The sequence below is a fragment of the Mesorhizobium sp. M8A.F.Ca.ET.181.01.1.1 genome (assembly GCF_004792025.1).
Lineage (GTDB): Bacteria > Pseudomonadota > Alphaproteobacteria > Rhizobiales > Rhizobiaceae > Mesorhizobium.
The window spans coordinates 222,503-243,030 of the sequence record NZ_SRTV01000007.1; the positions used below are offsets into that span (position 1 = coordinate 222,503).

Annotated in this window: 20 protein-coding genes; 10 read left to right on the forward strand and 10 right to left on the reverse strand. The window is 64.4% G+C overall.

Annotated elements, in window-relative coordinates; all coding sequences use genetic code 11:
- Positions 1–159: 159 nt before the first annotated feature.
- From EN824_RS24220 to EN824_RS24235, 4 genes are read right to left on the reverse strand one after another with little or no spacing between them, the layout of a single operon-like run.
- Positions 160–1,458 carry an FAD-binding oxidoreductase gene (locus tag EN824_RS24220; RefSeq protein WP_189522218.1) on the reverse strand — a complete coding sequence of 433 codons (1,299 nt, stop codon included), beginning with the start codon at positions 1,456–1,458 and terminating at the stop codon, positions 160–162.
- Positions 1,459–1,460: 2 nt separating this feature from the next.
- A complete protein-coding gene (locus EN824_RS24225) occupies positions 1,461–2,843 on the reverse strand; it encodes a glutamine synthetase family protein (RefSeq protein ID WP_135932775.1) in 1,383 nt (460 codons plus the stop codon).
- Between the two features lie 5 nt (positions 2,844–2,848).
- On the reverse strand, positions 2,849–4,132 hold the full coding sequence (locus EN824_RS24230; protein WP_135916592.1) for a glycosyltransferase: 1,284 nt from the start codon (positions 4,130–4,132) through the stop codon (positions 2,849–2,851).
- Between the two features lie 11 nt (positions 4,133–4,143).
- Complete coding sequence (locus EN824_RS24235; RefSeq protein WP_135932776.1) at positions 4,144–5,082, reverse strand: GntR family transcriptional regulator; 939 nt, start codon at positions 5,080–5,082, stop codon at positions 4,144–4,146.
- 231 nt (positions 5,083–5,313) lie between these two features.
- Here EN824_RS24235 and EN824_RS24240 point away from each other — a divergent pair, with 231 nt between their 5' ends.
- From EN824_RS24240 to EN824_RS24285, 9 genes are all read left to right on the forward strand, one after another.
- Complete coding sequence (locus tag EN824_RS24240) at positions 5,314–6,378, forward strand: spermidine/putrescine ABC transporter substrate-binding protein (protein ID WP_135932777.1); 1,065 nt, start codon at positions 5,314–5,316, stop codon at positions 6,376–6,378.
- A gap of 341 nt (positions 6,379–6,719) precedes the next feature.
- Entirely contained in the window at positions 6,720–7,562 is an 843-nt protein-coding gene (locus EN824_RS24245) for an ABC transporter permease (protein ID WP_135863533.1), read from the forward strand.
- On the forward strand, positions 7,555–8,349 hold the full coding sequence (locus EN824_RS24250) for an ABC transporter permease (RefSeq protein ID WP_127872870.1): 795 nt from the start codon (positions 7,555–7,557) through the stop codon (positions 8,347–8,349). The genes EN824_RS24245 and EN824_RS24250 overlap by 8 nt, the downstream gene beginning before the upstream one ends.
- Positions 8,346–9,419: an ABC transporter ATP-binding protein gene (locus EN824_RS24255; protein WP_135863365.1), complete on the forward strand. Its 1,074-nt coding sequence runs from the start codon at positions 8,346–8,348 to the stop codon at positions 9,417–9,419. The genes EN824_RS24250 and EN824_RS24255 overlap by 4 nt, the downstream gene beginning before the upstream one ends.
- Before the next feature lie 12 nt (positions 9,420–9,431).
- A complete protein-coding gene (locus EN824_RS24260; RefSeq protein ID WP_135916589.1) occupies positions 9,432–10,706 on the forward strand; it encodes a glycosyltransferase in 1,275 nt (424 codons plus the stop codon).
- Positions 10,707–10,935: 229 nt separating this feature from the next.
- Positions 10,936–11,286, forward strand: a complete 351-nt coding sequence (locus EN824_RS24270; RefSeq protein WP_127872867.1) for a cupin domain-containing protein — start codon at positions 10,936–10,938, stop codon at positions 11,284–11,286.
- Between the two features lie 28 nt (positions 11,287–11,314).
- Positions 11,315–11,656: a cupin domain-containing protein gene (locus tag EN824_RS24275; RefSeq protein WP_135863368.1), complete on the forward strand. Its 342-nt coding sequence runs from the start codon at positions 11,315–11,317 to the stop codon at positions 11,654–11,656.
- 20 nt (positions 11,657–11,676) lie between these two features.
- Positions 11,677–12,021 carry a cupin domain-containing protein gene (locus tag EN824_RS24280; protein ID WP_095202811.1) on the forward strand — a complete coding sequence of 115 codons (345 nt, stop codon included), beginning with the start codon at positions 11,677–11,679 and terminating at the stop codon, positions 12,019–12,021.
- Positions 12,022–12,041: 20 nt separating this feature from the next.
- On the forward strand, positions 12,042–13,550 hold the full coding sequence (locus EN824_RS24285; RefSeq protein WP_135863372.1) for an aldehyde dehydrogenase family protein: 1,509 nt from the start codon (positions 12,042–12,044) through the stop codon (positions 13,548–13,550).
- A 145-nt stretch (positions 13,551–13,695) separates the two neighbouring features.
- On the opposite strand, the gene EN824_RS24290 is transcribed toward EN824_RS24285, so the two are convergent.
- The 6 genes from EN824_RS24290 to EN824_RS24315 all read right to left on the reverse strand — a co-directional run bounded on the left by EN824_RS24290 (position 13,696) and on the right by EN824_RS24315 (position 19,600).
- Positions 13,696–14,520, reverse strand: a complete 825-nt coding sequence (locus EN824_RS24290) for a hypothetical protein (protein ID WP_135863374.1) — start codon at positions 14,518–14,520, stop codon at positions 13,696–13,698.
- A 285-nt stretch (positions 14,521–14,805) separates the two neighbouring features.
- Complete coding sequence (locus tag EN824_RS24295) at positions 14,806–15,567, reverse strand: glucose 1-dehydrogenase (RefSeq protein ID WP_127278200.1); 762 nt, start codon at positions 15,565–15,567, stop codon at positions 14,806–14,808.
- A gap of 13 nt (positions 15,568–15,580) precedes the next feature.
- Positions 15,581–16,393: an ABC transporter permease gene (locus tag EN824_RS24300; protein ID WP_135863378.1), complete on the reverse strand. Its 813-nt coding sequence runs from the start codon at positions 16,391–16,393 to the stop codon at positions 15,581–15,583.
- Entirely contained in the window at positions 16,393–17,256 is an 864-nt protein-coding gene (locus tag EN824_RS24305) for an ABC transporter permease (RefSeq protein ID WP_127280013.1), read from the reverse strand. The genes EN824_RS24300 and EN824_RS24305 overlap by 1 nt, the downstream gene beginning before the upstream one ends.
- A 63-nt stretch (positions 17,257–17,319) precedes the next feature.
- Entirely contained in the window at positions 17,320–18,483 is a 1,164-nt protein-coding gene (locus EN824_RS24310) for a spermidine/putrescine ABC transporter substrate-binding protein (RefSeq protein ID WP_127280014.1), read from the reverse strand.
- Positions 18,464–19,600 carry an ABC transporter ATP-binding protein gene (locus EN824_RS24315; RefSeq protein WP_127280015.1) on the reverse strand — a complete coding sequence of 379 codons (1,137 nt, stop codon included), beginning with the start codon at positions 19,598–19,600 and terminating at the stop codon, positions 18,464–18,466. The genes EN824_RS24310 and EN824_RS24315 overlap by 20 nt, the downstream gene beginning before the upstream one ends.
- 112 nt (positions 19,601–19,712) lie before the next feature.
- Between EN824_RS24315 and EN824_RS24320 the strand changes: the two genes are divergently transcribed.
- On the forward strand, positions 19,713–20,525 hold the full coding sequence (locus tag EN824_RS24320) for a LuxR C-terminal-related transcriptional regulator (protein WP_127280016.1): 813 nt from the start codon (positions 19,713–19,715) through the stop codon (positions 20,523–20,525).
- Positions 20,526–20,528: the final 3 nt, after the last annotated feature.

Genomic DNA, 20,528 nt, shown 5'->3' on the forward strand with positions numbered 1-20,528 from the left:
TGGGGGGAGATCGGATGCTACGCCGGCTTTCGCCAAATTTAACATTTGCAAGGAAAAGGCGGGGCGCCAAAGCTGCCAATCTCCCCCCTCGTGGGGGAGATGTCCGGCAAGACAAAGGGGGGCGCGGTCCCGCCAGCCTCTGATCGTTAGTCTAGCCCCTCAATGCTTCATCCGATCCCGCATCGCGTACCACAACATCCCCAGCACATAGAGTGGCCCGCGCAGCGCCGTGCCGCCCGGGAACGGCATCGGGGTCAGCGTCGAGAACAGGTCGAGCCGCGACGCATCGCCGGTGATCGCTTCGGCGAGCAGCTTGCCCGACAGTGTCGACAGGATGACGCCCTTGCCGGAATAGCCATGCGCGAAATAGACCTCGCCATAGTGCCCGACATGCGGCAGCCGCGACGTCGTCACCGACACCAGCCCGCCCCAGGCATGATCGATGCGGCATCCCTTGAGCTGCGGGAAGGTGCCTTCCATGTGCGGCCGCACGAAGCCGGCTATATCGGCCGGCGGTGACGGCGTGTAGCGCTCGCCGCCGCCGAACAGCAGGCGACCGTCCGCCGACATGCGGTAGTAGTTGACGACGAAGCGTGTGTCGGACACCGCGACATTGGCCGGGATGACGTTGCGGGCGCCTTCCAGCGGCTCGGTGGCGACGATGTAGTTGCCGACCGGCATGATGCGGCTGTTGACGCGCGGCTCCAGCCCGTTGAGCAGCGCGTCTCCCGCCAGCACGACGTGTCTGGCCCGCACCGATCCCTTTGCCGTCGAAACCCGGATCGAAGGCTCCCGCTCCAGTTTCACCGCCACCGAATTCTCGTGGATGGTGACGCCGGCCGCGACAGCCACGCGGGCAAGCCCGAGCGTATAGTTGAGTGGGTGCATGTGGCCGCCGAGCGGCTCATACATCGCGCCCTGATAAGGCGTGTCGACCTTGGCCCGCGCTTCCGCCGCCGAAAGTATCTCGACGTCGCGGAATTTCATCACGTTCTCGAGGCATTTGGCTTCTTCCTCCAGATCCCTGAGGTCGGAGCCATTGACCGCGCCGACCAGATGGCCGGTCAGCCTGAGGTCGCAGTCGATGGCATGGCGCTCGATGATGTCGAGCACCAGCCCGCGCGCTTGGAAGGCGAGGTCGAACAGCACCTTCGCCCGCTCGGGTCCGTAGAGCTTGACCAGACCCTTGGCGCCCTTGCGCAGGCCGGGGATCATCTGGCCGCCATTGCGGCCCGAGGCGCCCCAGCCGATCTTGCCGCCTTCGAGCAGCACCACCTTCAGGCCGCGCTCGGCGGCGTGCAAGGCGGCGGACAGCCCGGTGCAGCCCCCACCGACCACCACCAGGTCGGCTTCGACAGCGCCCGCAAGCGCCGGATGGTCCGGCGCCGCATTGGCGGTGGCGACATAGTAGGATTTGCCGATATCGAGACCGGAATTGAAACCCGTTGAAGATGCCATGATCACACCTTCAGCAAGAGGTGGTCGCGTTCCCAGCTCGTCACCACGCTCTGGAACAGGTCGAGCTCGACGCTCTTGACGCGCAGATAGGTCTGGAAGAAGTCCTCGCCCAGCAATGCTCGAACCGGGTCGCAGGCGGTGAAGCGGTCGAGCGCCTCCTCCATGGTCTTCGGCAGCGTGCTCTTGATCTTGTAGGCGTTGCCCGACGCCTCGGCCGAGCGCGCCAGCTTCTGCTCGACACCGAGGTAGCCGGCAAGCAGCGAACCGGCGATCGCCAGATAGGGATTGGAATCCGCACCCGGCAGCCGGTTCTCCACCCGCCGCGCCATGCGCCCACCTGCCGGCACGCGCAGGCCGCAGGAGCGGTTGTCATGCGACCACTCGATGTTGGCCGGCGCGCTGTGGTTCGGCCTTATGCGGCGGAACGAGTTCACGTTGGGCGCGAACAGCGGCATGATTTCGGGAATGTACTTCTGCAGGCCGCCGATGAAATGGCCGAACATCCCGGTGTCGGCATCGTCGCTGCCGGCGAAAAGCGCGTTGCCGGCCTCGTCGACGACGGACATGTGCAGATGCATCGAGCTGCCCGCCTGGGCCGCGATCGGCTTGGCCATGAAGGTCGCATGCATGCCGCATTGCTGCGCGGCCTGGCGCGTAAACCGCTTGAACAAAAGCACCTGGTCGGCCAGCGGCAGGGCGTCGCCATGCAGCAGATTGATTTCGAGCTGCGCCGTGCCCGATTCATGGATCAGCGTGTCGAGCGGCAGTCCGGCTGCCGCTGAATAGTCATAGATACGCCGGATCACCGGCTCGAATTCTTCGAGTGCCGCCATGTCATAGGGATGCTGCACACCCTCGGCGCGGCCATTGGCACCGACCGGCGCGGTCAGCGGCTTGTCCGGATCGGGACTGGGCGCGGTGAGGTAGTATTCGAGCTCGGGTGCGACCACCGCGCGCCAGCCGCGCTGGCGATAGAGATCGAGCACGGCGCGCAGCACATGACGCGGCGAAGCCATCCACGGCCTGCCATCCATATGAAAGGCATCGGCAAAAACATAGGCCTTCCCCGCCCCTGCGCCCGGCGCCAGGCACAGCGTCGAGACATCGGGCACCATGCGCATGTCGGGGTCCGAATAGGCAAAACCCTCGTCGATCGAGCCGGAATAACGGCCGTCGATGCTGACCAGGAAGGCGCTGCTCGGCAGGTAGAGCGCGCGGTCTTCCAGCGCCTTGAGGAATTTGGCGGTCGGCAGCGCCTTGCCGCGCAGGACGCCGTTCATGTCGGGCACCAGGCACTCGATCTCGGTGATGCCGTGCTGCGTAAGCCAGGCCTTGGGGTCGTTGCCATTGAAGAGGTTTGCGGTATTCGTGTTCTTATCGAGCATTTCGTTCAAGTCCGTATCAGGGAGAGAATGGCTTGCGCGGCCACGTCCGTTCCGGGTTTCAGCGCCATCTCGGCTGCATTGTCCCTGAGGCGGGCGCGCATGGCGTCATCGGCCAGCAGGCCGAGAATGGCTCTCTCCAATCCCCCTTCGGTCCAGCCGTCACGGCCGATATGGTCGCCGACGCCGGTTTCGCCGGCGCGTTGCGCATTGTCGTGCCCGTCCCAGCAATAGGGCATGATCAGCGACGGCACGCCGAAGCGCAGCGCTTCGCAAAAGCTGTTGTTGCCGCCGTGGTGGATGAACAAGTCCGACTTCGCCACCACGGAGGGCTGCGGAAACCAGGCGTCGAGGTAGACATTGTCGGGCACCGCGCGGTAGGCATCGCGCAGGCCACCGACATTGACGATGAAGCGGGCCGGCAGCCGGTCGAATACGGCAAGCATGCGCTCGATCAGGCCGACATCCATTGCGCCGAGACTGCCGAAGCTGACATAGACCAGCGGCCCGCCATTGCGCGGGAAAACCGGCACCTCGAATGGCCCTTCCGACCGCACGCAGCCTTCGAGATAGACGAAGCGCTCGGGGTCGAGCGGCTCGGCGCGTTCGCGGCGCACGATCGCCGGCGTCAAGAGCAGATTGAGATCGGGTGAGGTTTCAAGAAACAGGCCCTTCGGCAGCGGCGCTAGGCCGCAATCGGCGCGAAAGCGGTTGAAGCGGTCATGCGCCGGCGCCGAGGCTGCGAGATATCGCGCCTCGAACGCCGCGCGTTGCGGATCGCCAGCGCCGAGGCCCGACAGATAGGGCGGCACGGCGTTGTCCGGAAGTTCCGTCTCGGCGCAGGAAACGACGCGCACCCACGGGCAGCCGGCTGCCGCTATCGCTGGGAACATGATGACATTGTCGAGCACCACCGCGTCGGGCTTCAGCCGCGCCAGCAATTGGCGCAGCGGCGCCTCGGCATTGACCGCCGTGTCGACGATCGCCTGCCAGGTCGGCGCGACATAGGTTTCGAGCTGGTCGATCGGGCTCAGCCTGAAATGCGGCAGATGCCGGCGCACGAACGCCTGCCAGTAGCTCTGGCGCTCGCTGTCGCTCAGCGGCTCCTCGGTCGGCAGCTGGTATTCCTGGAAACCATAGTCGGCAAAGACGCCGGAGAAGCCGGCATGGCAGATGAACACCGGCCGCGCGCCCTTCGCGCGCAGCGCCTGCGCGATGCCGACGCAATTCAACGCCGCCCCGAAACTGGCCTCGGGAAACAGCGCGATGGTCGGGCTCGCTCTACGCGTCAATTAAATCCTCTTCATTCCGGCCGGCTGATCATGCCGAACAGCGCGGGAGCGCCGCGACTGGCCGCCTGCGGCCGCTGGCTGCGCGACAGCCGCAGATGGATGCGCAGCAGATCGGCAGCAACCTCATACTGCCGGCTCTCAAGATGGTCGAGTATGTTCAGGTGTTCGCGCAACGATTGCTTCAGCCGGAAGACGTTGACGCCGGCATAGATGCCCGGAAGCCGCCGCAGCCTGAGGTGATCGGCCAGCGCGTCGGCGACGAAGCGGTTGGCGCTGCCTTCGGCGATCATGCCGTGGAAATCGATGTCGAGCCGCTGGAACTCGCGTGTATCGAACGCGGCGTCGGGCAGCGCCGATAGCGCCTCCATGCCCTGGCGCAACATCGCGGCGCGCGCGCCATCGAGCCGGAAGCCGGGCGTCAGGATGGCGGCGGGCTCCAGCAAAAGCCGGAACTCGTAGCTTTCGCCCTGCGCCCCGGGATCGTCGGGCGCACGGCGGAACAGCCAGGATTGACCGGGAGCGCGATCGAGAAGATTCTCCTCCGTCAGTCTGTTCAGAGATTTTAGTACCGTTTTCCGTTCGGCACTGTACCGCCGCATCAGCCCGGCGACGGTCACTGTCTGGTCCAGGCGCCGCGCCGAACGGTCGCGCAGGATGGCTTCGGCAAGCTCGTCTTCCTCGGCGGCGGGCAATTCGGCTGATATCGCCGGCTGCGCGGCGAGGTCGATCGCCAGGTGATATCCGGTGTCCGCCTCCCAGCGCACGACACCCTGCTCCGCGAGCAGGGTGAGTGCCGCCCGGACCGGAGTGCGCGAGACGTTGCACAGCGAGGCGATCTGCTGCTCTGGCAGGCGTGTGCCGGGCGCGAAGCCACGTTGCCGCGCCACATCCAGGATGCGCTGGGCCAGATCGAGATGGTTGGTGCGAGGTCGTCGGGTTGCGGCTTGCATGACATTCTCGTGGAACGGACGTGACCTCGTTGATTTGACCCATCACCGGCGTGGACGCAATCGGCCAGATTCCGAGGCCGGTTGTCAAATTATGGATTGACGTACTTTTTTCTGCAATAGTACTGTCGGTGCAATCGGCGACAAAAGACCGAGGGAACAGGATCGATGCAGCGGCGCATGTCGCGCGGGTCCAGCACGAATTCGACGAACCAACCGGAATGGGAGCCTGCCATGACTGCTACCAGCCTGCGGCGCCGTGCGCTGAAAATGCCTTCGATCGCCCTCGGGCTTGCCGTGGCGCTGTCCGCGCCGGCGATGGCCGCCGACCTCGTCATTTCCAATTGGGACGGCTACATGGCGCCCGATGCCATGGCGTCTTTCAAGACCGCGACGGGCGTTTCCGGCGAAGTCGTGGTGCACGCCACCAATGAAGAGATCATGGGCAAGCTGATTGCCGCCGGCGGCAAGGGCTATGACGTGGTTTTTGTCTCCTCGCCCTTCGCCGAGGTTCTGAACAAGCTCGGCCTGACCGAGCCGATGGACCACGCCAAGATCCCCAATCTCGCCAACCTCTATCCCGAAGCGACCAAGCTGCCGCACGATGTCGGCAACACTTTCTCCGTGCCCTACACCTGGGGCACGACCGGCCTCTGCTACCGCTCGGACCTGGTCAAGACGGCGCCCACGAGCTGGAGCGACCTGCTGGCGCCGTCGGATGAGCTGAAGGGCAAGACCACCATGCTGGCGACTGATCGCTGGCTGCTCGCCGCCGGGCAGCTCGACAAGGGTTTCTCCGTCAACGAGACAGATCCGGCCAAGATGGCCGAGGTCAAGAACCTCTTGATCTCGGCCAAGAAAACCCTGCTCGCCTATGACGACACCACCTTCTATTCGAAACTGGTCTCCGGAGAGGCGCTGATGGTCCAGGCCTGGGACGGCTGGTGCAATTACGGCATCGCCGACAAGCCGGAGATCAAATACATCATTCCCAAGGAAGGTTCGGATCTCTGGGTCGACACGATGGTGGTGATGAAGGCCTCCGAGCACAAGGATGCCGCGTTCCAGTTCATCAACTTCATGCTCGATGCCAAGAACCACGCCTGGGCGGCCCAGAATATCGACTACAAGGTTCCGAACAAGCCGGCGATGGAAAGCCTGCCGGCCGATTTCCTGGCAAAGTTCCCCAACATGGCGATGCCGGTGGCCGACCTCGTCAAGTTCGAGCAGCTGCGTGACGTCGGCGAAGCCCAGCGCGACTATTCCAAGATCGTCAGCGAGATCAAGGCCGCGCAGTAAGATCGATTGCTGGAATCACGCTTGCGTTCCTTCACGCCTCCCTTTGACCTGCCGGCCATCTCCCCCTCGAGCGGGGAGACCGGCTGGCTCGCGGGCCTTCGCCAATCTCCAGCGCAGCGCCCCCTCATCCGGCCGCTTCGCGGCCACCTTCTCCCCGGCGGGGAGAAGAGGAAAGCATCGGTGGGCGCGACCTCCTCTCCCCTCGGGGAGAGGTCGGATTGCCCCGAATTGCCCTTCGCAATTCGGTTGGCAATCCGGGTGAGGGGGCAACTGCCGAGACGCCATTTCGAGACCCTCGGCGGCGCCTCGTGAGATACGTCCCCTCCCGCTCCTCCCTGCTGATGGCGCCTGCGTTGGCCTGGCTCGCGGCCTTGATGGTTGTGCCGTGCGCGCTGGTGCTGGCACTCGCCTTCTTCCGGCGCGGCATCTATGGCGGCATCGACTACACCTTCACGCTGGAGAATTTCGGGCAGGTCTTCGACCCGCTCTATGCCGGCATTTTCCTGAACTCGGCGCGCATTGCCGGCACCGCCACGCTGATCGCGGTGGTGATCGGCTATGCCGCAGCCTATGCGATCGCGGCCGCCCCGCGCCGCTGGCAGCCGGTGTTCCTGTTCTTCGCCGTGCTGCCGTTCTGGTCCAACTACCTGATCCGCACCTATGCCTGGATCGTGCTGCTCAACCGCGAAGGGCTTATCACCCAGCTCCTGCGCTGGGTGGGCTACACCGGTGAACCGCCCTCGATGCTCTACACCGAAGGCGCGGTCATCGCCGGCCTGGTCTACAACTATCTGCCCTTCGTCATCCTCGCCTGCTACGCGCCTTTGTCGCGGCTCAACCCGGAACTGGCCGAAGCCTCGCGCGATCTCGGCGCTTCGGCGATGACGACGTTTCGCCGTGTCATCCTGCCGCTGACCGTGCCCGGCATCGCCGCCGGCGCCGTCTTCGTCTTCGTGCTGTCGATCGGCAATTTCGTCACCCCGGCGCTGCTCGGCGGCGGCCGCTTCCAGATGATCGGCAACCTTGTCTACGACCAGTTCCTGACCGCCAATGACTGGCCGTTCGGCGCGGCCCTGGCGATGGCGCTGATCGCCATCATGCTGCTGGTGCTGATGGCGCAAGCGATCGCCGCCAATCGCGCCTCTGGCCGCATCGCGGAAGCCGAGGGCAACGCGAATGGCTGAACGCTCACCAGCCACACGGCGCATGCTTTGGCTCGTGTTGAGTCTCGTCTTCGCCTTCCTCTACATCCCGATCGCCGTGCTGGTGGCGCTGTCCTTCAACGAAGGCGGGCTGCCTACGGCATGGTCCGGCTTTTCGCTGAAATGGTACGTCTCGCTGGCCGGCAATTCCGCCATCCTCTCCGCCGCCCTCAACACGCTGATCGTGGCGCTGGTCTCGACAGCGATCGCCACCTTGCTCGGCACGCTGCTGGCGATCGGCGTCGAGATGCGCCGGCAATATGGCAAGGGGCTCGAGGCGCTGATCTTCGCGCCGATGATCATTCCCGACATCGTGCTGGCAATCGCGCTCCTGTCGTTCTTTTCGATGCTCAACCTCACCATGGGCCTGCACACCATCATCCTCGCCCATGTCGTATTCAACCTCGCCTTCGTCTGCTCGGTGGTGCGTGCCCGGCTGAAGAGTTTCGACTGGTCGATCGTCGAGGCTTCCACCGATCTCGGCGCCTCCGCCATCACCACCTTCCGGCGGATCACCTTGCCGGTCATCGCGCCGGCCGTGATTGCCGGCGCACTGCTCGCCTTCACGCTCTCGGTCGACGAGTTCATCATCGCCTTCTTCACCGCGGGCGCGGGCCGCGCCTCGACCACGCTGCCGATGCAGATCTACGCCATGATCCGCTTCGGCATCACACCCGAGATCAACGCCCTGGCCACCATCGTCATGGCGGTCTCGGTCACCGCGCTGACCCTGTCGCAGCGGCTCAACCGGGGAATAACAGGCCAATGAGCGAACCGCGCACGCTGCTGGCCATCGATCGTGTGTCGAAGAATTTCGGCCGCGTCACCGCCGTCGACGGCATCTCGCTGGATATCAGGGAGAACGAGTTCTTCGCGCTGCTCGGTCCATCGGGCTGCGGCAAGACCACGCTCTTGCGCATGCTGGCCGGCTTCGAGACGCCGAGCGATGGGCGCATCCTGCTCGACGGCAAGGACATAGCCAGGATGCCGCCCAACAAGCGGCCGGTCAATCTGATGTTTCAGTCCTACGCGCTGTTCCCGCATATGAGCGTTCGCGCCAATGTCTCCTACGGGCTGGAGATGGAGCGCTTGCCGGCTAAAGAAATCCGCGCGCGCGTCGACGCCATCCTGGCGACCACCGAACTCGTGCCATTCGCCGACCGCAAGCCGGAGCAACTATCGGGCGGTCAGAAGCAGCGCGTGGCGCTCGCTCGCGCCCTGGTCAAGCGCCCGCGCTTGCTGCTGCTCGACGAGCCGCTCGGCGCGCTCGACAAGAAGCTGCGCGGCGCCATGCAGCTGGAATTGAAGCGCCTGCAGCACGAGGTCGGCATCACCTTCGTCATCGTCACCCATGATCAGGAGGAATCGCTGGTCATGGCCGACCGCATGGCGGTGCTGAAAGACGGCAAGCTGCTGCAATGCGACACGCCGCATGCGGTCTATGAGCATCCGGCTGAGCGTTTCGTCGCCGACTTCATCGGCGTGATGAATTTTATCCCGGGCAAGGTGTCAGCCGATGGCGTCGTGGCCGCGAATGGCGCGCGCATCGCCGGCAAGGTCCCCGCAGCGCTTTCGTCCGGGGCGGCTGCCGTCGCGTCGGTGCGGCCCGAACGCGTCCGGCTGTTCCCGTCAGCGGATACCGCGAACCGGACGACCGGAACGGTCGAGGTGCTGGCCTATCAGGGGCTCGACCTGCAGCTGCATGTCCGCACGCCGCTGTCGCCAAAACCGTTCCTTGTGCGTGTAACCGCCGACGCAGCCGACCGGCGGCCGGTCGCATCGGGCGACCAGGTCGAACTCGGCTGGGATGCCGCCGACGTCAGAATTTTCGCAGAGTGAAGGAGAAGCCTGATGGCGCAGAAGACGATCGCGTTTTTTCCCGAAGCCGCCTACGGCCCGGCGCTCAATTCCGTCGGCATCGCGCAAGCCGTGGAGGCGCGCGGACACAAAGCGGTGTTCCTGTCCGATCCGGGATTCGTCGATGTCTACAAGGGCTATGGCTTCGAGGCGCATCCGGTGAACCTTTCCGAACCGATGCCGCCCGAGCAGATGGCCAAGTTCTGGGAGGACTTCATCAACGGCCACATCCCCAACTTCCGCAAGTCGCCCTACGACCAGGTCGACAATTACGTCAAGGATTGCTGGACTGCGATCGTCGACAGCGCCAAATGGGCGCAGAAGGACCTGCCGCGCGTGCTTTCCGCCATCAAACCTGATGTGATCTGCGTCGACAACGTCATCCTGTTCCCGGCGATCAAGCAGTTCGGAAAGCCGTGGGTGCGCGTCATCTCCTGTTCCGAAAACGAGATCGAGGACGAGGGCATCCCACCGCATCTCTCCGGCTGCGGCGAAAACGACCATGCCGGACACCAGCGCTACCGCGATCACTTCAATGCCGTGATCAAGCCGATCCATGATGACTTCAACGCGTTCCTCGGCGCCAATGATGAGGCGCCCTATCCGATCGGCCAGTTCTTCGAGGCTTCGCCCTATTTGAACCTGCTGCTTTATCCCGAAGCCGCGAAATTCAAGCGCCGCCATCCGCTCGATCCGGCAAAATTCCAGTATTTGGAAGGCTGCGTGCGGCAGGAAAAGCCCTATCCCGTCCCGGCCTTCGCCAAAAACAACGACGGGCCGCTGCTCTACGTCTCCTTCGGCAGCCTGGGGGCCGGCGATGTCGACTTGCTGAAGCGGATCATCGCGACGCTGGGCAAGACCCGCTACCGCGCGCTGGTCAATGTCGGCGGCTACAGGGATCAGTACACCGACGTGCCCGGCAACGTCATCGTCGACAGCTGGTTCCCGCAGCCTTCGGTGATCCCGCAGGTCGATGCCGTGATCCACCATGGCGGCAACAACTCCTTCACCGAGTGCCTCTATTTCGGCAAGCCCGCGATCATCATGCCCTATGTCTGGGACGGCCACGACAACGCCACCCGGGTCCAGGAAACCGGCCATGGCTTTGGCATGCCGCGCTACGATTGGACGGACGCGGAGTTGATCGCGAAGATCGAAGCCTGCCTGACCGATCCGAAAATGAAGGCGAAGCTGGCGCAGACATCGGCACAGATGCACGTGCAGAATGGACCTGAGAAGGCTGCGGGTTTGCTGGAGGCGTTGCTGTGATTGAGTTGGCCAGCATGGTGTTCCTTCGCGCCCCCCTCTGTCCTGCCGGACATCTCCCCCACGAGGGGGGAGATTGGATGTCGCGACTGCCTTCGCCAATTTTCGACGTCGATGACGAAACGCCGAGGCCGAAGTTGCCGATCTCCCCCCTCGTGGGGGAGATGTCCGGCAGGACAGAGGGGGGCGCCGTAGAGCACGAGCTTCTCAGGCGGCGCGCAGGAGCATCAGCATGACTTCCTCCGCCCCGCACCTCCACCAGGCCTCGACCCGCACCGACCTCGTCGACTGGGGCGTCCAGCCCGATGCCCTGTCGGGCGTCTCCCACTCCACCGGCAAGCTCGTGCACAAAGGGCCGAACAATCAGCCGGAATCCGGAATATGGGTCTGCACACCGGGCCGCTGGCGGCTCTCGATTCCGCGCGACGAACTGTGCCACTTCGTCGCCGGCCGCGCGACCTACCGGTCGGATGTCGGCGAGGTGATAGAAATCTCCAGGGGAAGCGTGGTCATGTTTCCCGCCGGCTGGACGGGCGAATGCACCGTGCATGAGACCATGCGCAACGTCTACATGCTGGCGTGAGCAAGAATAAGCCGCAGAGGAGCAAGACATGCCGACACCGCATTGGCCTGAGGCCTCGACCGTGGAGCTGGAAGATTGGGGCGCGGGCGCCAACACGCTCGCCGGCGCGCCGCGGGCCTCAGGCAAGATCCTCTCCAGGAATCCGGACGGATCGAGCGAGTGCGGCCTGTGGTCGTGCACGCCGGGCACCCGCAAGGTGACCTTTGCCGCCGACGAGTTCTGTCATTTCCTGTCGGGGCGCGGCAGCTATGTCAGGGACGATGGCGAGGACATCCCGGTCGGAGCCGGCACGCTCATCTTCTTTCCCGCCGGCTGGACCGGCATCTCCATCATCACGCAAACGCTGACCAAGGCCTTCATGTGCCGGTGAGCACTTACCAGGAAAATCCTATGACCACGCCGATCATGCAATCGCCGCTTGCCATCACGGACCTCGTCGACTGGGGCGTCATCCCGACAATGATCGAGGGGCAATCCCATACGTCGGGCAAGCTGCTCCACAAGGGGCCGGAAGGCCGTTCGGAATGCGGCCTCTGGGTCTGCACGCCAGGCAAGTGGCACTGCCACGTCACCCGCGACGAGTTCTGCCACTTCCTGGAGGGTCGCTGCACCTACGTGCATGAGTCCGGCGAGGTCATCGAGATCGAGCCGGACACGGCGGCCTTCTTCCCGCAGGACTGGAAAGGCGTCTGCACCGTCCATGAGACGATCAAGAAGGTCTACATGATCCGTTGAGCGGATCCGAGAGGATGTCCATGCATTTCTCCCCCGGCCGGCCGATTTTCTTCGTCAATCCGGACTACCGGCCAATGACCGGCGCGAACAGGCCGGTAATCGATCCGGCGACGCTGGAAACCGTCGGCGCGATCGCGGCGGCCAGCGACGGCGAGGTCGACACCGTGCTCACCGCCGCGACCAAGGCGCAGCTTGCCTGGAAAAAGCTCGACGCCAAGAGCCGGGCAAAGCATCTGCACGCCGTCGCCAACGCCATCGAGGCGGCGGACTTCACGCGCTGCGCCGAACTGATGGTGCGCGAGATGGGCAAGCCCTATCCCGAAGCCATCGGCGAGATCGCCAATTGCGCGCCGATCTTCCGCTACTATGCCGAGATGGCGCGCGACGATGCCGGCAAGATCGCCGGCACGACGCAGGCCGGCTCGTTCCAGTATGCGCGCTACGAGCCCTATGGTGTCTCCGTCCACATCATGCCCTACAACTTTCCGATCCTGCTGATGTGCTGGACCGTCGCGGCCTCGCTCGCCGCCGGCAACGCCTGCGTCATCAAGCCGGCGGAAGCGACGACGCTCTCGACGCTGGACTACATGACCGTATTCCGGTCGCTGCCCGAGGGCCTCGTCTCCTGCTTGCCTGGTGGCGCGGCCACCGCGCAGGCACTGATCAGTGCCGATCGCACCGATGCGGTCGCTTTCACCGGCTCGGTCGCGGCCGGCAAGGCGGTGGCCGTGGCCTGCGCGGAACGCATGAAGCCTTGCGTCATCGAGGCCGGCGGCAGCGATCCGCTGATCATCAGCCAGCACGCGCCGCTCGACGTGGCGGCGGCTGGCTCCGTCACAGCCGCCTTCCACCTCACAGGCCAGGTCTGCACGTCGGCCGAGCGATTCTTCGTCGTCGATTCGGTCCACGATCGCTTTGTCGAACTGTTTGCCGAGAAGACACGGGCGCTGCGCATCGGCAACGGCATGGACAGAACCGAGATCGGCCCGCTGGTCAGCGAGGCAGCACGGGCCAAGGTCATGCGGCTGGTCGACGATGCCATCTGCAACGGCGCCACGGCCATTACCGGCGGCCGCATCCCGCCGGAGCACAACACCGGCTGGTTCTACGAGCCGACCATCCTGACTGGCGTCACCCCAGACATGGCGATCGTGCGCGAGGAGTGTTTCGGCCCGGTCGCCGCCATCTGCCGGGTTAGGGATTTCGACGAGGCGATCCGGCTTGCCAATGACAGCCCGTTCGGGCTCGGCGCTTCGGTGTTCACGACGGATCTGGCCGAAGCGCATGAGGCGGCCGAACGGCTCGAGGCCGGCATGGTCTGGGTCAACAACCCGCTGATCGACAATGACGCCCTGCCCTTCGGCGGCTGGAAGGCTTCCGGCCTTGGCCGCGAACTCGGGCGCCAGGGGCTCGACGCCTTCCGCCGCTCGAAGATGGTCATCATCGATCACAGACCGGCCATCCAGGACTGGTGGTATCCCTATCCCGACAGCTGGTTTCGCGAGACCGGCGGCCGCAAACACGTATGAAGAATGGCGCGCGGCAACACCGCGCGCCCTATCCTTATGCCTCGATCGCTACGACCAGGACGTGCGAGCAGGAAAAGCAATGCCGCCGGGCAAAGCCCAGCGGCATCTTCTTCGACTGGCTACCGCCTTTTTCAGGGACGATCCGCTACGGCGTCGTTCCCGCCTGAAGCTTGGCCGCCATCTGATCGATCTTGTCGGCAAGGACGCCTTGGGCCCAGGCCGTGACATCGGCGTCGACGGGCTTGTTGGCCATATCCGCCAGTGCCGCGTCGAGCGCCGCCGGATCCGTGCCGACCGCTGCCGCGGCAGCGTCGGCCTCGGCCTGGTCGGCCGCCGCATTGTCGGCGGCCACCACGGCCTCCTGTGCGGTGACATCTGCCTGCAGGGCCGCTATCTGGCCAGGCAAGGCCGCCTGTTCTTCGGGCGTCATGGCGGCGATCTGATCCGGCGTCAGCGACGTCAGCGCGCTCAGCTGCGAATTCAGGTCATCTAGCTGGGCTTGGGCGGCGGCGGCCGTGGCGGCGGCGGCAGCGGCCGCTGCTTGCGCATTCTTGGCCGTCGCCGATTGCGTCACGAAGGCCTGAATGCCGGCAAACTTCTTGCTCTTGGAGTTCATGTAGGCGTTGATGTTGCGCTGCAGCGAGTTCAGCCGGCCGAGTTTGGCGTGAATGTTCTTGTCCTTCGGTACGGACGAGACTGTTGTGGTCGTATCGACCGTGGTGTCGGTGGTTGTGTCGGTTTCCGTCTTGGCTGCATGTCCCGGTGCCGACGACGACTTGCCATGCGAAGCACCGCTGTTGCCGCTGCCATTACCGTGGGTGCCGCCGTTGCCATTGCCACCGCCATTCCCGTTGCCGCCGCCGTTACCTCCGCCATTGCCGCCATTGCCATGTCCATTGCCGGCGAGCGCCGGAGACGCCAGAAGCGCCAAAGCGGCCAGCGCCGCGAACAGAGTTTTCCGGTTTGTCATGTTAATCTCCTCGGGAATCGCCTACTCGCCCACCGCTGAACCATCTGGGTATGAGAAATCGCTAATTATACCCGGTAAACTTTAGACAAACTCGGTCGCAATCCGAGAGCGGACGCCGTTACCAAGCTGTAACGAGTTGAAAAGTCACAGAAATTGCCGCTCTGGTCCTGCCATGGCACTGAAGTCCCATGACAACCAGACCATAGTCCTGTGCCGTCCGACGCCACGCAAACCGCAGCAAAAAGGGGGCTGAAATGGGAAGGTCGATAGATGAAAGCGTCGGTGTCAGCCGATACTTTCGCCGCCATCGATCACCAGCGCCTGCCCGGTCATGAAGGACGAGCGGTCCGAGACGAGGAACAGGATCGCCTCGGCGATCTCTTCGGCCACGGCCCAGCGCCCCATCGGGATCTTGGTGCGGACATAGGTTTCGATCGCCTCGCGTCCGCCCATCTGGGCGATGAACGGTTCGTTGAAGGGCGTGTCGACCCAGCCCGGGCAGAGCGCGTTGACACGCACATTGTGCCGGGCATAGTCGAGCGACATCTGCCTGGTCATCGCCACCACGGCATGTTTCGATGTCGCGTAGGCGATCATCTCGCGGTCATAGAAGACACCCGAATTCGAAGCCGTGTTGAGGATGACGCCGCCGCCTTGCGCAATCATCGACGGCATGACGATCCTTGCCGCGAGAAACTGCGCCCGCACATTGACCCGCCACGAGGCGTCCATGCCGGCGGTCTCGACCTCGGTCAGCGTGCCGCCGACCTGGATGCCGGCATGATTGTGCAGGATGTCGATGCGCCCATGCTTCTCGAGCGTGCCGGTTATCAGGTGCTCGACAGCCACGTCCTCCCCGACATCGGTGGCGATGGCCTCGGCCCGGCCGCCCACTGCGCGGATGCCTGAGGCTGTTGCCTCGCCGGCGGCCGCATCCCGGTCGGCGATGACGACCACCGCACCTTCCCTGCCCATGATCATGGCGCCGGCACGCCCGATGCCGGATCCGGCGCCTGTCACCACGGCGATGCGGTCTTTGAGGATCATGGAGCAGCAGCTTTCAGTTGGATGGCTTGCGCTGGCGCAGCTGCCATTGGGCAAGCACCACGAGCAGGACGGAAGCGACGAGCACGATCGTCGCGATGGCGTTGATCTCCGGCGTCACCCCGCGCCGGATCGACGCGAACACATAGATCGGCAGCGTCGTCTGCGCGCCGGCGACGAAGAAGGCGACGATGAAATCGTCGAAGGAGAAGGTGAAGGCCAGCAGGAAGCCGGCGACCACCGCCGGCATGATCTGCGGCAGGACGATCGAGCGGAACGTCGTCAGCGGCGTCGCGTAGAGATCGCTCGAAGCCTCGACCAGATTGCGGTCGAGGCTGCCCAGACGCGTGCCGACGATCATCGTCACCAGCGCCATCGAGAACAGGCCATGCGCGGCGATGATCGAGCCGTAGCCGAGCGACAGGCGCGGTGGCTGGTCACCGGGCCAGACCGAGGCGAGGAACGGGTTGACGACGGCGAACAGCTGGACGAGCGCGACCAGCGTCGAGATGCCGATGACGACGCCGGGAACGACGATCGCCGCGCCAAGCAGCCCATCGAAGACGGCGCGGGTTCTGACGCCGACACGCGCCAGGCCAAGGGCTGCCGCGGTGCCGAACACCGCCGCCAGCAGGGCGCTGGTGGTGGCAATGAACAGGCTGTTCTTCAGCGCCTCGACCAGGAACGGGTTGGACAGCGCCTTGCCGTACCATTGCACCGAGAAGCCGGTGAACTCGCTGGCATGGTGGCCGGCGTTGAAGGAAAACAGCACGACCAGCACGATAGGCAGATAGAGGAACGCGAAGACGGCAATGACGAAGGCGCGCATCAGATGAGGTCCACCCGGCGGGCGCCCGCAACCCGGTTCGAAATGCGGTTGGCGACAATCAGCACCACCACCGAGACCAGCACCAGCGTGATTGCGATGGCCGATCCGAACGGCCAGTTGCGCGACTGCAGGAACAGGTCGACCAGCGCGTTGCCGATGAAGAACACCTTGCCGCCGCCGAGCAGCGTCGGGATCAGGTACTCGCCAAGCAGCAGGATCATGACCAGCGAAAAGCCGGTCATCACGCCCGGCAGCGACAGCTTCAGGGTCACACCAAGGAAGGTGGAGAGCGGGGTCGCGCCGAGATCGGCCGAAGCTTCCAGCAGCCTTCGGTCGAGCCGCTCGAGGCTGACATAGATCGGCAGGATCATCAGCGGCAGATAGCCGTAGACGATGCCGAGCAGGACGGCACCCGGCGTGTTGATCAGCCTGACATCCTCGATGCCTACGAAGGCGAGCAGCGCGGGGATGCCGCGTCCGCCCAGAATGTACATCCAGGCATAGGTGCGCATCAGCAGGCTCGTCCAGAACGGAATGACGACCAGCGCAAGCAGGATCAGCCGCCAGCGCTGCGGCGCCTGCAAGGCAAGATAATAGGCGACCGGATAGGCAACGAGCAGGCAGGCAAGCGCGCCCACCGGCGCCAGCACCATGGTGTTCCAGAACGCGGTCGCCCGCGCCGGAAGATTGGCGTATTGCGCCAGCGTGAAGGCCGCCTGGTATCCGCCCTCGGGGGCCCGCTCGCCGACGCTGAACACGGCTATGGCGATGAACGGCAGCACCAGGAACACCACCAGCCATACTGTCGCCGGCGCGAGCAGCAAGGCGGTCAGGAAATTATGCCGAAATCTGTTGCCCTGCATCGAAACCGTCCCGGTACCGGCGGACATGGGCCCGCCGGTCGTTTGTCTTTGTCCAGGCCAGTCTCAAGCCGATTTGAAGCGCGCCATCAGTTCGGCACGGCCCGGATCGGTCAGCGTTGCCGCCGCGCCGAATTCGAGCGGCGTCAGCAGGTCCGCCGCCGGATAGAGGATCGGATTGTCGAGCACTTCCTTGGGCAGCAGCTTGTTGACGCGCGCATCGGTGGAAGGAGCGCCGTTGGCGAGGTGCTCCTTCACCGCGACCTGCGGGTTCATCAGATAATTGAGCAGCGCGTAGCCGGCGGGCTTGTTCGGCGCGTCCTTCGGGATGGCATAGAAATCGGTCCAGATCTCGCCGCCTTCCTTGCCAAGCACATAGGCTATCTCGGGAATGTCGCGATGCAGCTGCGCGCCGTCATTGGTCCAGCACATCGTCATCCACGCGTCGCCCGCGCGCATGCCCGGCTGGTAGTCGGACGAGACCGCGAACAGATGCGGCTTGACCTTGAGCAGCAGTTCCTCCGCCTTGGCGAGCTCGTCCTGCTTCAGCGAATTGAACGAATAGCCGTAATATTTCAGCGCGTTCCCGATGGTGGTGAGCTGGTAGTCATGCACCATGGTGCGGCCATCGCCCTCGGCCATGGCGGTGTCCCAGAACTCCTTCCAGCTCGTCATCGGCTTGGCGAGCTTCTTGGTGTTCACGGCAAAACCCGTCGTGCCCCAGTTCTTCGGCACGGCGTAAATAGTGCCATCGATGGTACCCTCGGAGGTGAAACGCGCATCTTCCTGGGTGCCATCGAAGTTCGGCAGCTTCGCCATCTCCAGCGGCTCGATGATGCCGAGCTTCTTGTAGGTCGAGATCGTATAATTGGTCGGCACGAACAGGCTCCAGCCCGAGGCGCCGGCCTGCAGCTTGGCCAGCATCTCCTCATTCGAGCCGAACACGTTGACCTCGACGGCGACGCCCGTGTCCTTCTTGAAGTTCTCGAAGGTCTGCGGGTCATGATAGTTCGGCCAGGTGGCGATCGACATGCGGTCGCCAAGGCTTTCGGCGGCGAAGGCCGGCGTCGGCATGATGCCGATCTCGCGCGCCATCACCGCCGTTGCGATGCCGAGGCCGGTGAGGCCAAGGAAGTCGCGGCGGCCGATCGAGCCGCGCTTCAAGCGCATCAGCTGGTCGACGAAATTCTCGGGGCTTATCGGCAGTCCGTCACGATATGATTTCGACATGTTTGTTTACCCTCTGGTTGGTCCCGTTGTTCTTGGTCTCCGGAAACGCGAGCGGCGTCCCGGTGGCAAAGCCGATGGCGACGGGTTCACCCGGCTTGAAGAGATTGCCTTGGCCGATCAAATGGTCGGCCTTGGCGAGTAATGTTCCGATGCCCTGGACCTCGATCGCGTATTCCGCCGTCGATCCCAGGAAAATCCGGTTGCGGACGACACCCTTGAGCGGGCCGCTTGCCGGAGCGCCGAGGCTGAGTGATTCAGGACGCAGGCTGACCGAGACGGTCTCGCCCTGTTGCAAGGCGGTGCGTTTGCGCGCCGCGATGATGGTGCCGTCCGCCAGCGCAACGTCCACCAGTTCGCCCGTATGCCCCGCGACCTTGCCGGCAAGCAGATTGGTCTTGCCGACGAAATCGGCCACGAACAGATCGGCCGGCTCGTCGTAGATCTCATTGGGCTGTCCAAGCTGGACGATGCGGCCGCCATTCATGACGCAGACGAAATCGCTCATCGACAGCGCTTCCTCCTGGTCGTGCGTCACCAGCACGAAGGTGATGCCGATCTCGCGCTGCAGGTTCTGCAGCTCGATCTGCATGTCGGTGCGCAGCTTCTTGTCGAGCGCCGCCAGTGGCTCGTCGAGCAACAGCACCGCCGGCTTGTTGACCAGCGCGCGCGCCAGCGCGACACGCTGCTGCTGGCCGCCGGACAGTTCGTGGATCTTGCGGCCGCCATAGCCGGCGAGCCGCACCATTTCGAGCGCTTCGCCGGCCCGCTGGCCGATCTCGCGCGACGACAGCCGTGGCCTTGCCTGGCGCAGGCCATAGGAAACATTGGCTTCGACGTCGAGATGCGGGAACAGCGCGTATTGCTGGAACACCATGTTGACCGGCCGCCGGTAGGGTGGCGTGCCGGCCATGTCCTGGCCGCGGATGAACACCTGGCCTTCGCTCGGCTGTTCGAAGCCGCCGATCATGCGCAGGCAGGTCGTCTTGCCGCAGCCAGACGGTCCAAGCAGCGCAACGAAGGCGGAGGGCGGCACGGCAAGGTCGATACCGCTGACCGCAGTCACCGCGCCATAGCGCTTGGCCACGCCGCGAAATTCGATGTCGGGCACTGCGGTCAAGGCTGCGGCTCCAGGACGATGCGATTTCAAGACGCTACCAGAGCCAATGGCAGCTAGTATATACCTCGCGGGTGGTATATCTGATCTATTTTCTCGTTTAAGGGGGTATTGATTGAGCACTTCCCGCAGCGACGAATACAGCCGGCTCGCCGCCCTTGTCGCGGCGACGCGGGAGACGAGCGGCGACCTGTTCGGCCACGCGATGGTCGATTGGCTGCGCCAGCATGTCGGCTTCGACCACTGCGTGATCTTCGGCTATCGTGGCGCCTCACGACCGCCATTGCTGTTCGAGACGTTCACACCGGCCGAAAGCCACGTCTTCGTCGCGCTCTACCAGGAGGGGCCTTACCTGCTCGACCCGTTCCATCACGCGGCGGTCGAGCGCAAGGAAGGGTTCTGGCGCATGCGGGAACTCGCGCCCGATCGTTTCTACGCCAGCGAATATTTTCGCTCCTACTACAGCCAGACCCGGTTGGCCGAGGAAGTCGGCTTCTTCGTGCCGCTGCCGGGCAAGGACGCGCTGGTGCTGTCGTTGATGCGGCTCAGTGCTTCCGGCCCGTTCGGCACCGCCGATGCCAGGCTGCTGCGCGACATGGCGCCCGCGGTGATCAGCTTCATCAGATCGCGCTGGCCTGCCCTCCCCGCCGACGAACCGGCCGTGACGAAGCAGGACGAGGAAATAGCCGCGGTCAACGAATTCGACCGCGCCCATATCTGGAAAAGCCTGTCACTGACGCCGCGCGAAAAGCACGTCGTCGACCTGGTGCTGCAGGGGCATTCGACGGAATCGATCGCCAGGGCCATGCGCATCGTGCCGGGAACCGTGAAGGTCCATCGCCGCAACATCTACCGCAAGCTCAAGATCAAGTCGCAAGCCGGCCTTTTCGCCCGCTTCGTCGAGATCATCGACGCGCGGATCCGATGATTC

Excerpts from the sequence above, each read along its gene's own strand:
- EN824_RS24235 (WP_135932776.1), bottom strand. The coding sequence starts at position 5,082 with ATGCAAGCCGCAACCCGACGACCTCGCACCAACCATCTCGATCTGGCC.
- EN824_RS24255 (WP_135863365.1), top strand. The coding sequence starts at position 8,346 with ATGAGCGAACCGCGCACGCTGCTGGCCATCGATCGTGTGTCGAAGAAT.
- EN824_RS24285 (WP_135863372.1), top strand. The coding sequence starts at position 12,042 with ATGCATTTCTCCCCCGGCCGGCCGATTTTCTTCGTCAATCCGGACTAC.
- EN824_RS24225 (WP_135932775.1), bottom strand. The coding sequence starts at position 2,843 with ATGCTCGATAAGAACACGAATACCGCAAACCTCTTCAATGGCAACGAC.
- EN824_RS24310 (WP_127280014.1), bottom strand. The coding sequence starts at position 18,483 with ATGTCGAAATCATATCGTGACGGACTGCCGATAAGCCCCGAGAATTTC.
- EN824_RS24290 (WP_135863374.1), bottom strand. The coding sequence starts at position 14,520 with ATGACAAACCGGAAAACTCTGTTCGCGGCGCTGGCCGCTTTGGCGCTT.
- EN824_RS24250 (WP_127872870.1), top strand. The coding sequence starts at position 7,555 with ATGGCTGAACGCTCACCAGCCACACGGCGCATGCTTTGGCTCGTGTTG.
- EN824_RS24275 (WP_135863368.1), top strand. The coding sequence starts at position 11,315 with ATGCCGACACCGCATTGGCCTGAGGCCTCGACCGTGGAGCTGGAAGAT.
- EN824_RS24305 (WP_127280013.1), bottom strand. The coding sequence starts at position 17,256 with ATGCAGGGCAACAGATTTCGGCATAATTTCCTGACCGCCTTGCTGCTC.
- EN824_RS24245 (WP_135863533.1), top strand. The coding sequence starts at position 6,720 with ATGGCGCCTGCGTTGGCCTGGCTCGCGGCCTTGATGGTTGTGCCGTGC.
- EN824_RS24270 (WP_127872867.1), top strand. The coding sequence starts at position 10,936 with ATGACTTCCTCCGCCCCGCACCTCCACCAGGCCTCGACCCGCACCGAC.
- EN824_RS24240 (WP_135932777.1), top strand. The coding sequence starts at position 5,314 with ATGACTGCTACCAGCCTGCGGCGCCGTGCGCTGAAAATGCCTTCGATC.
- EN824_RS24220 (WP_189522218.1), bottom strand. The coding sequence starts at position 1,458 with ATGGCATCTTCAACGGGTTTCAATTCCGGTCTCGATATCGGCAAATCC.
- EN824_RS24300 (WP_135863378.1), bottom strand. The coding sequence starts at position 16,393 with ATGCGCGCCTTCGTCATTGCCGTCTTCGCGTTCCTCTATCTGCCTATC.
- EN824_RS24260 (WP_135916589.1), top strand. The coding sequence starts at position 9,432 with ATGGCGCAGAAGACGATCGCGTTTTTTCCCGAAGCCGCCTACGGCCCG.
- EN824_RS24295 (WP_127278200.1), bottom strand. The coding sequence starts at position 15,567 with ATGATCCTCAAAGACCGCATCGCCGTGGTGACAGGCGCCGGATCCGGC.
- EN824_RS24280 (WP_095202811.1), top strand. The coding sequence starts at position 11,677 with ATGACCACGCCGATCATGCAATCGCCGCTTGCCATCACGGACCTCGTC.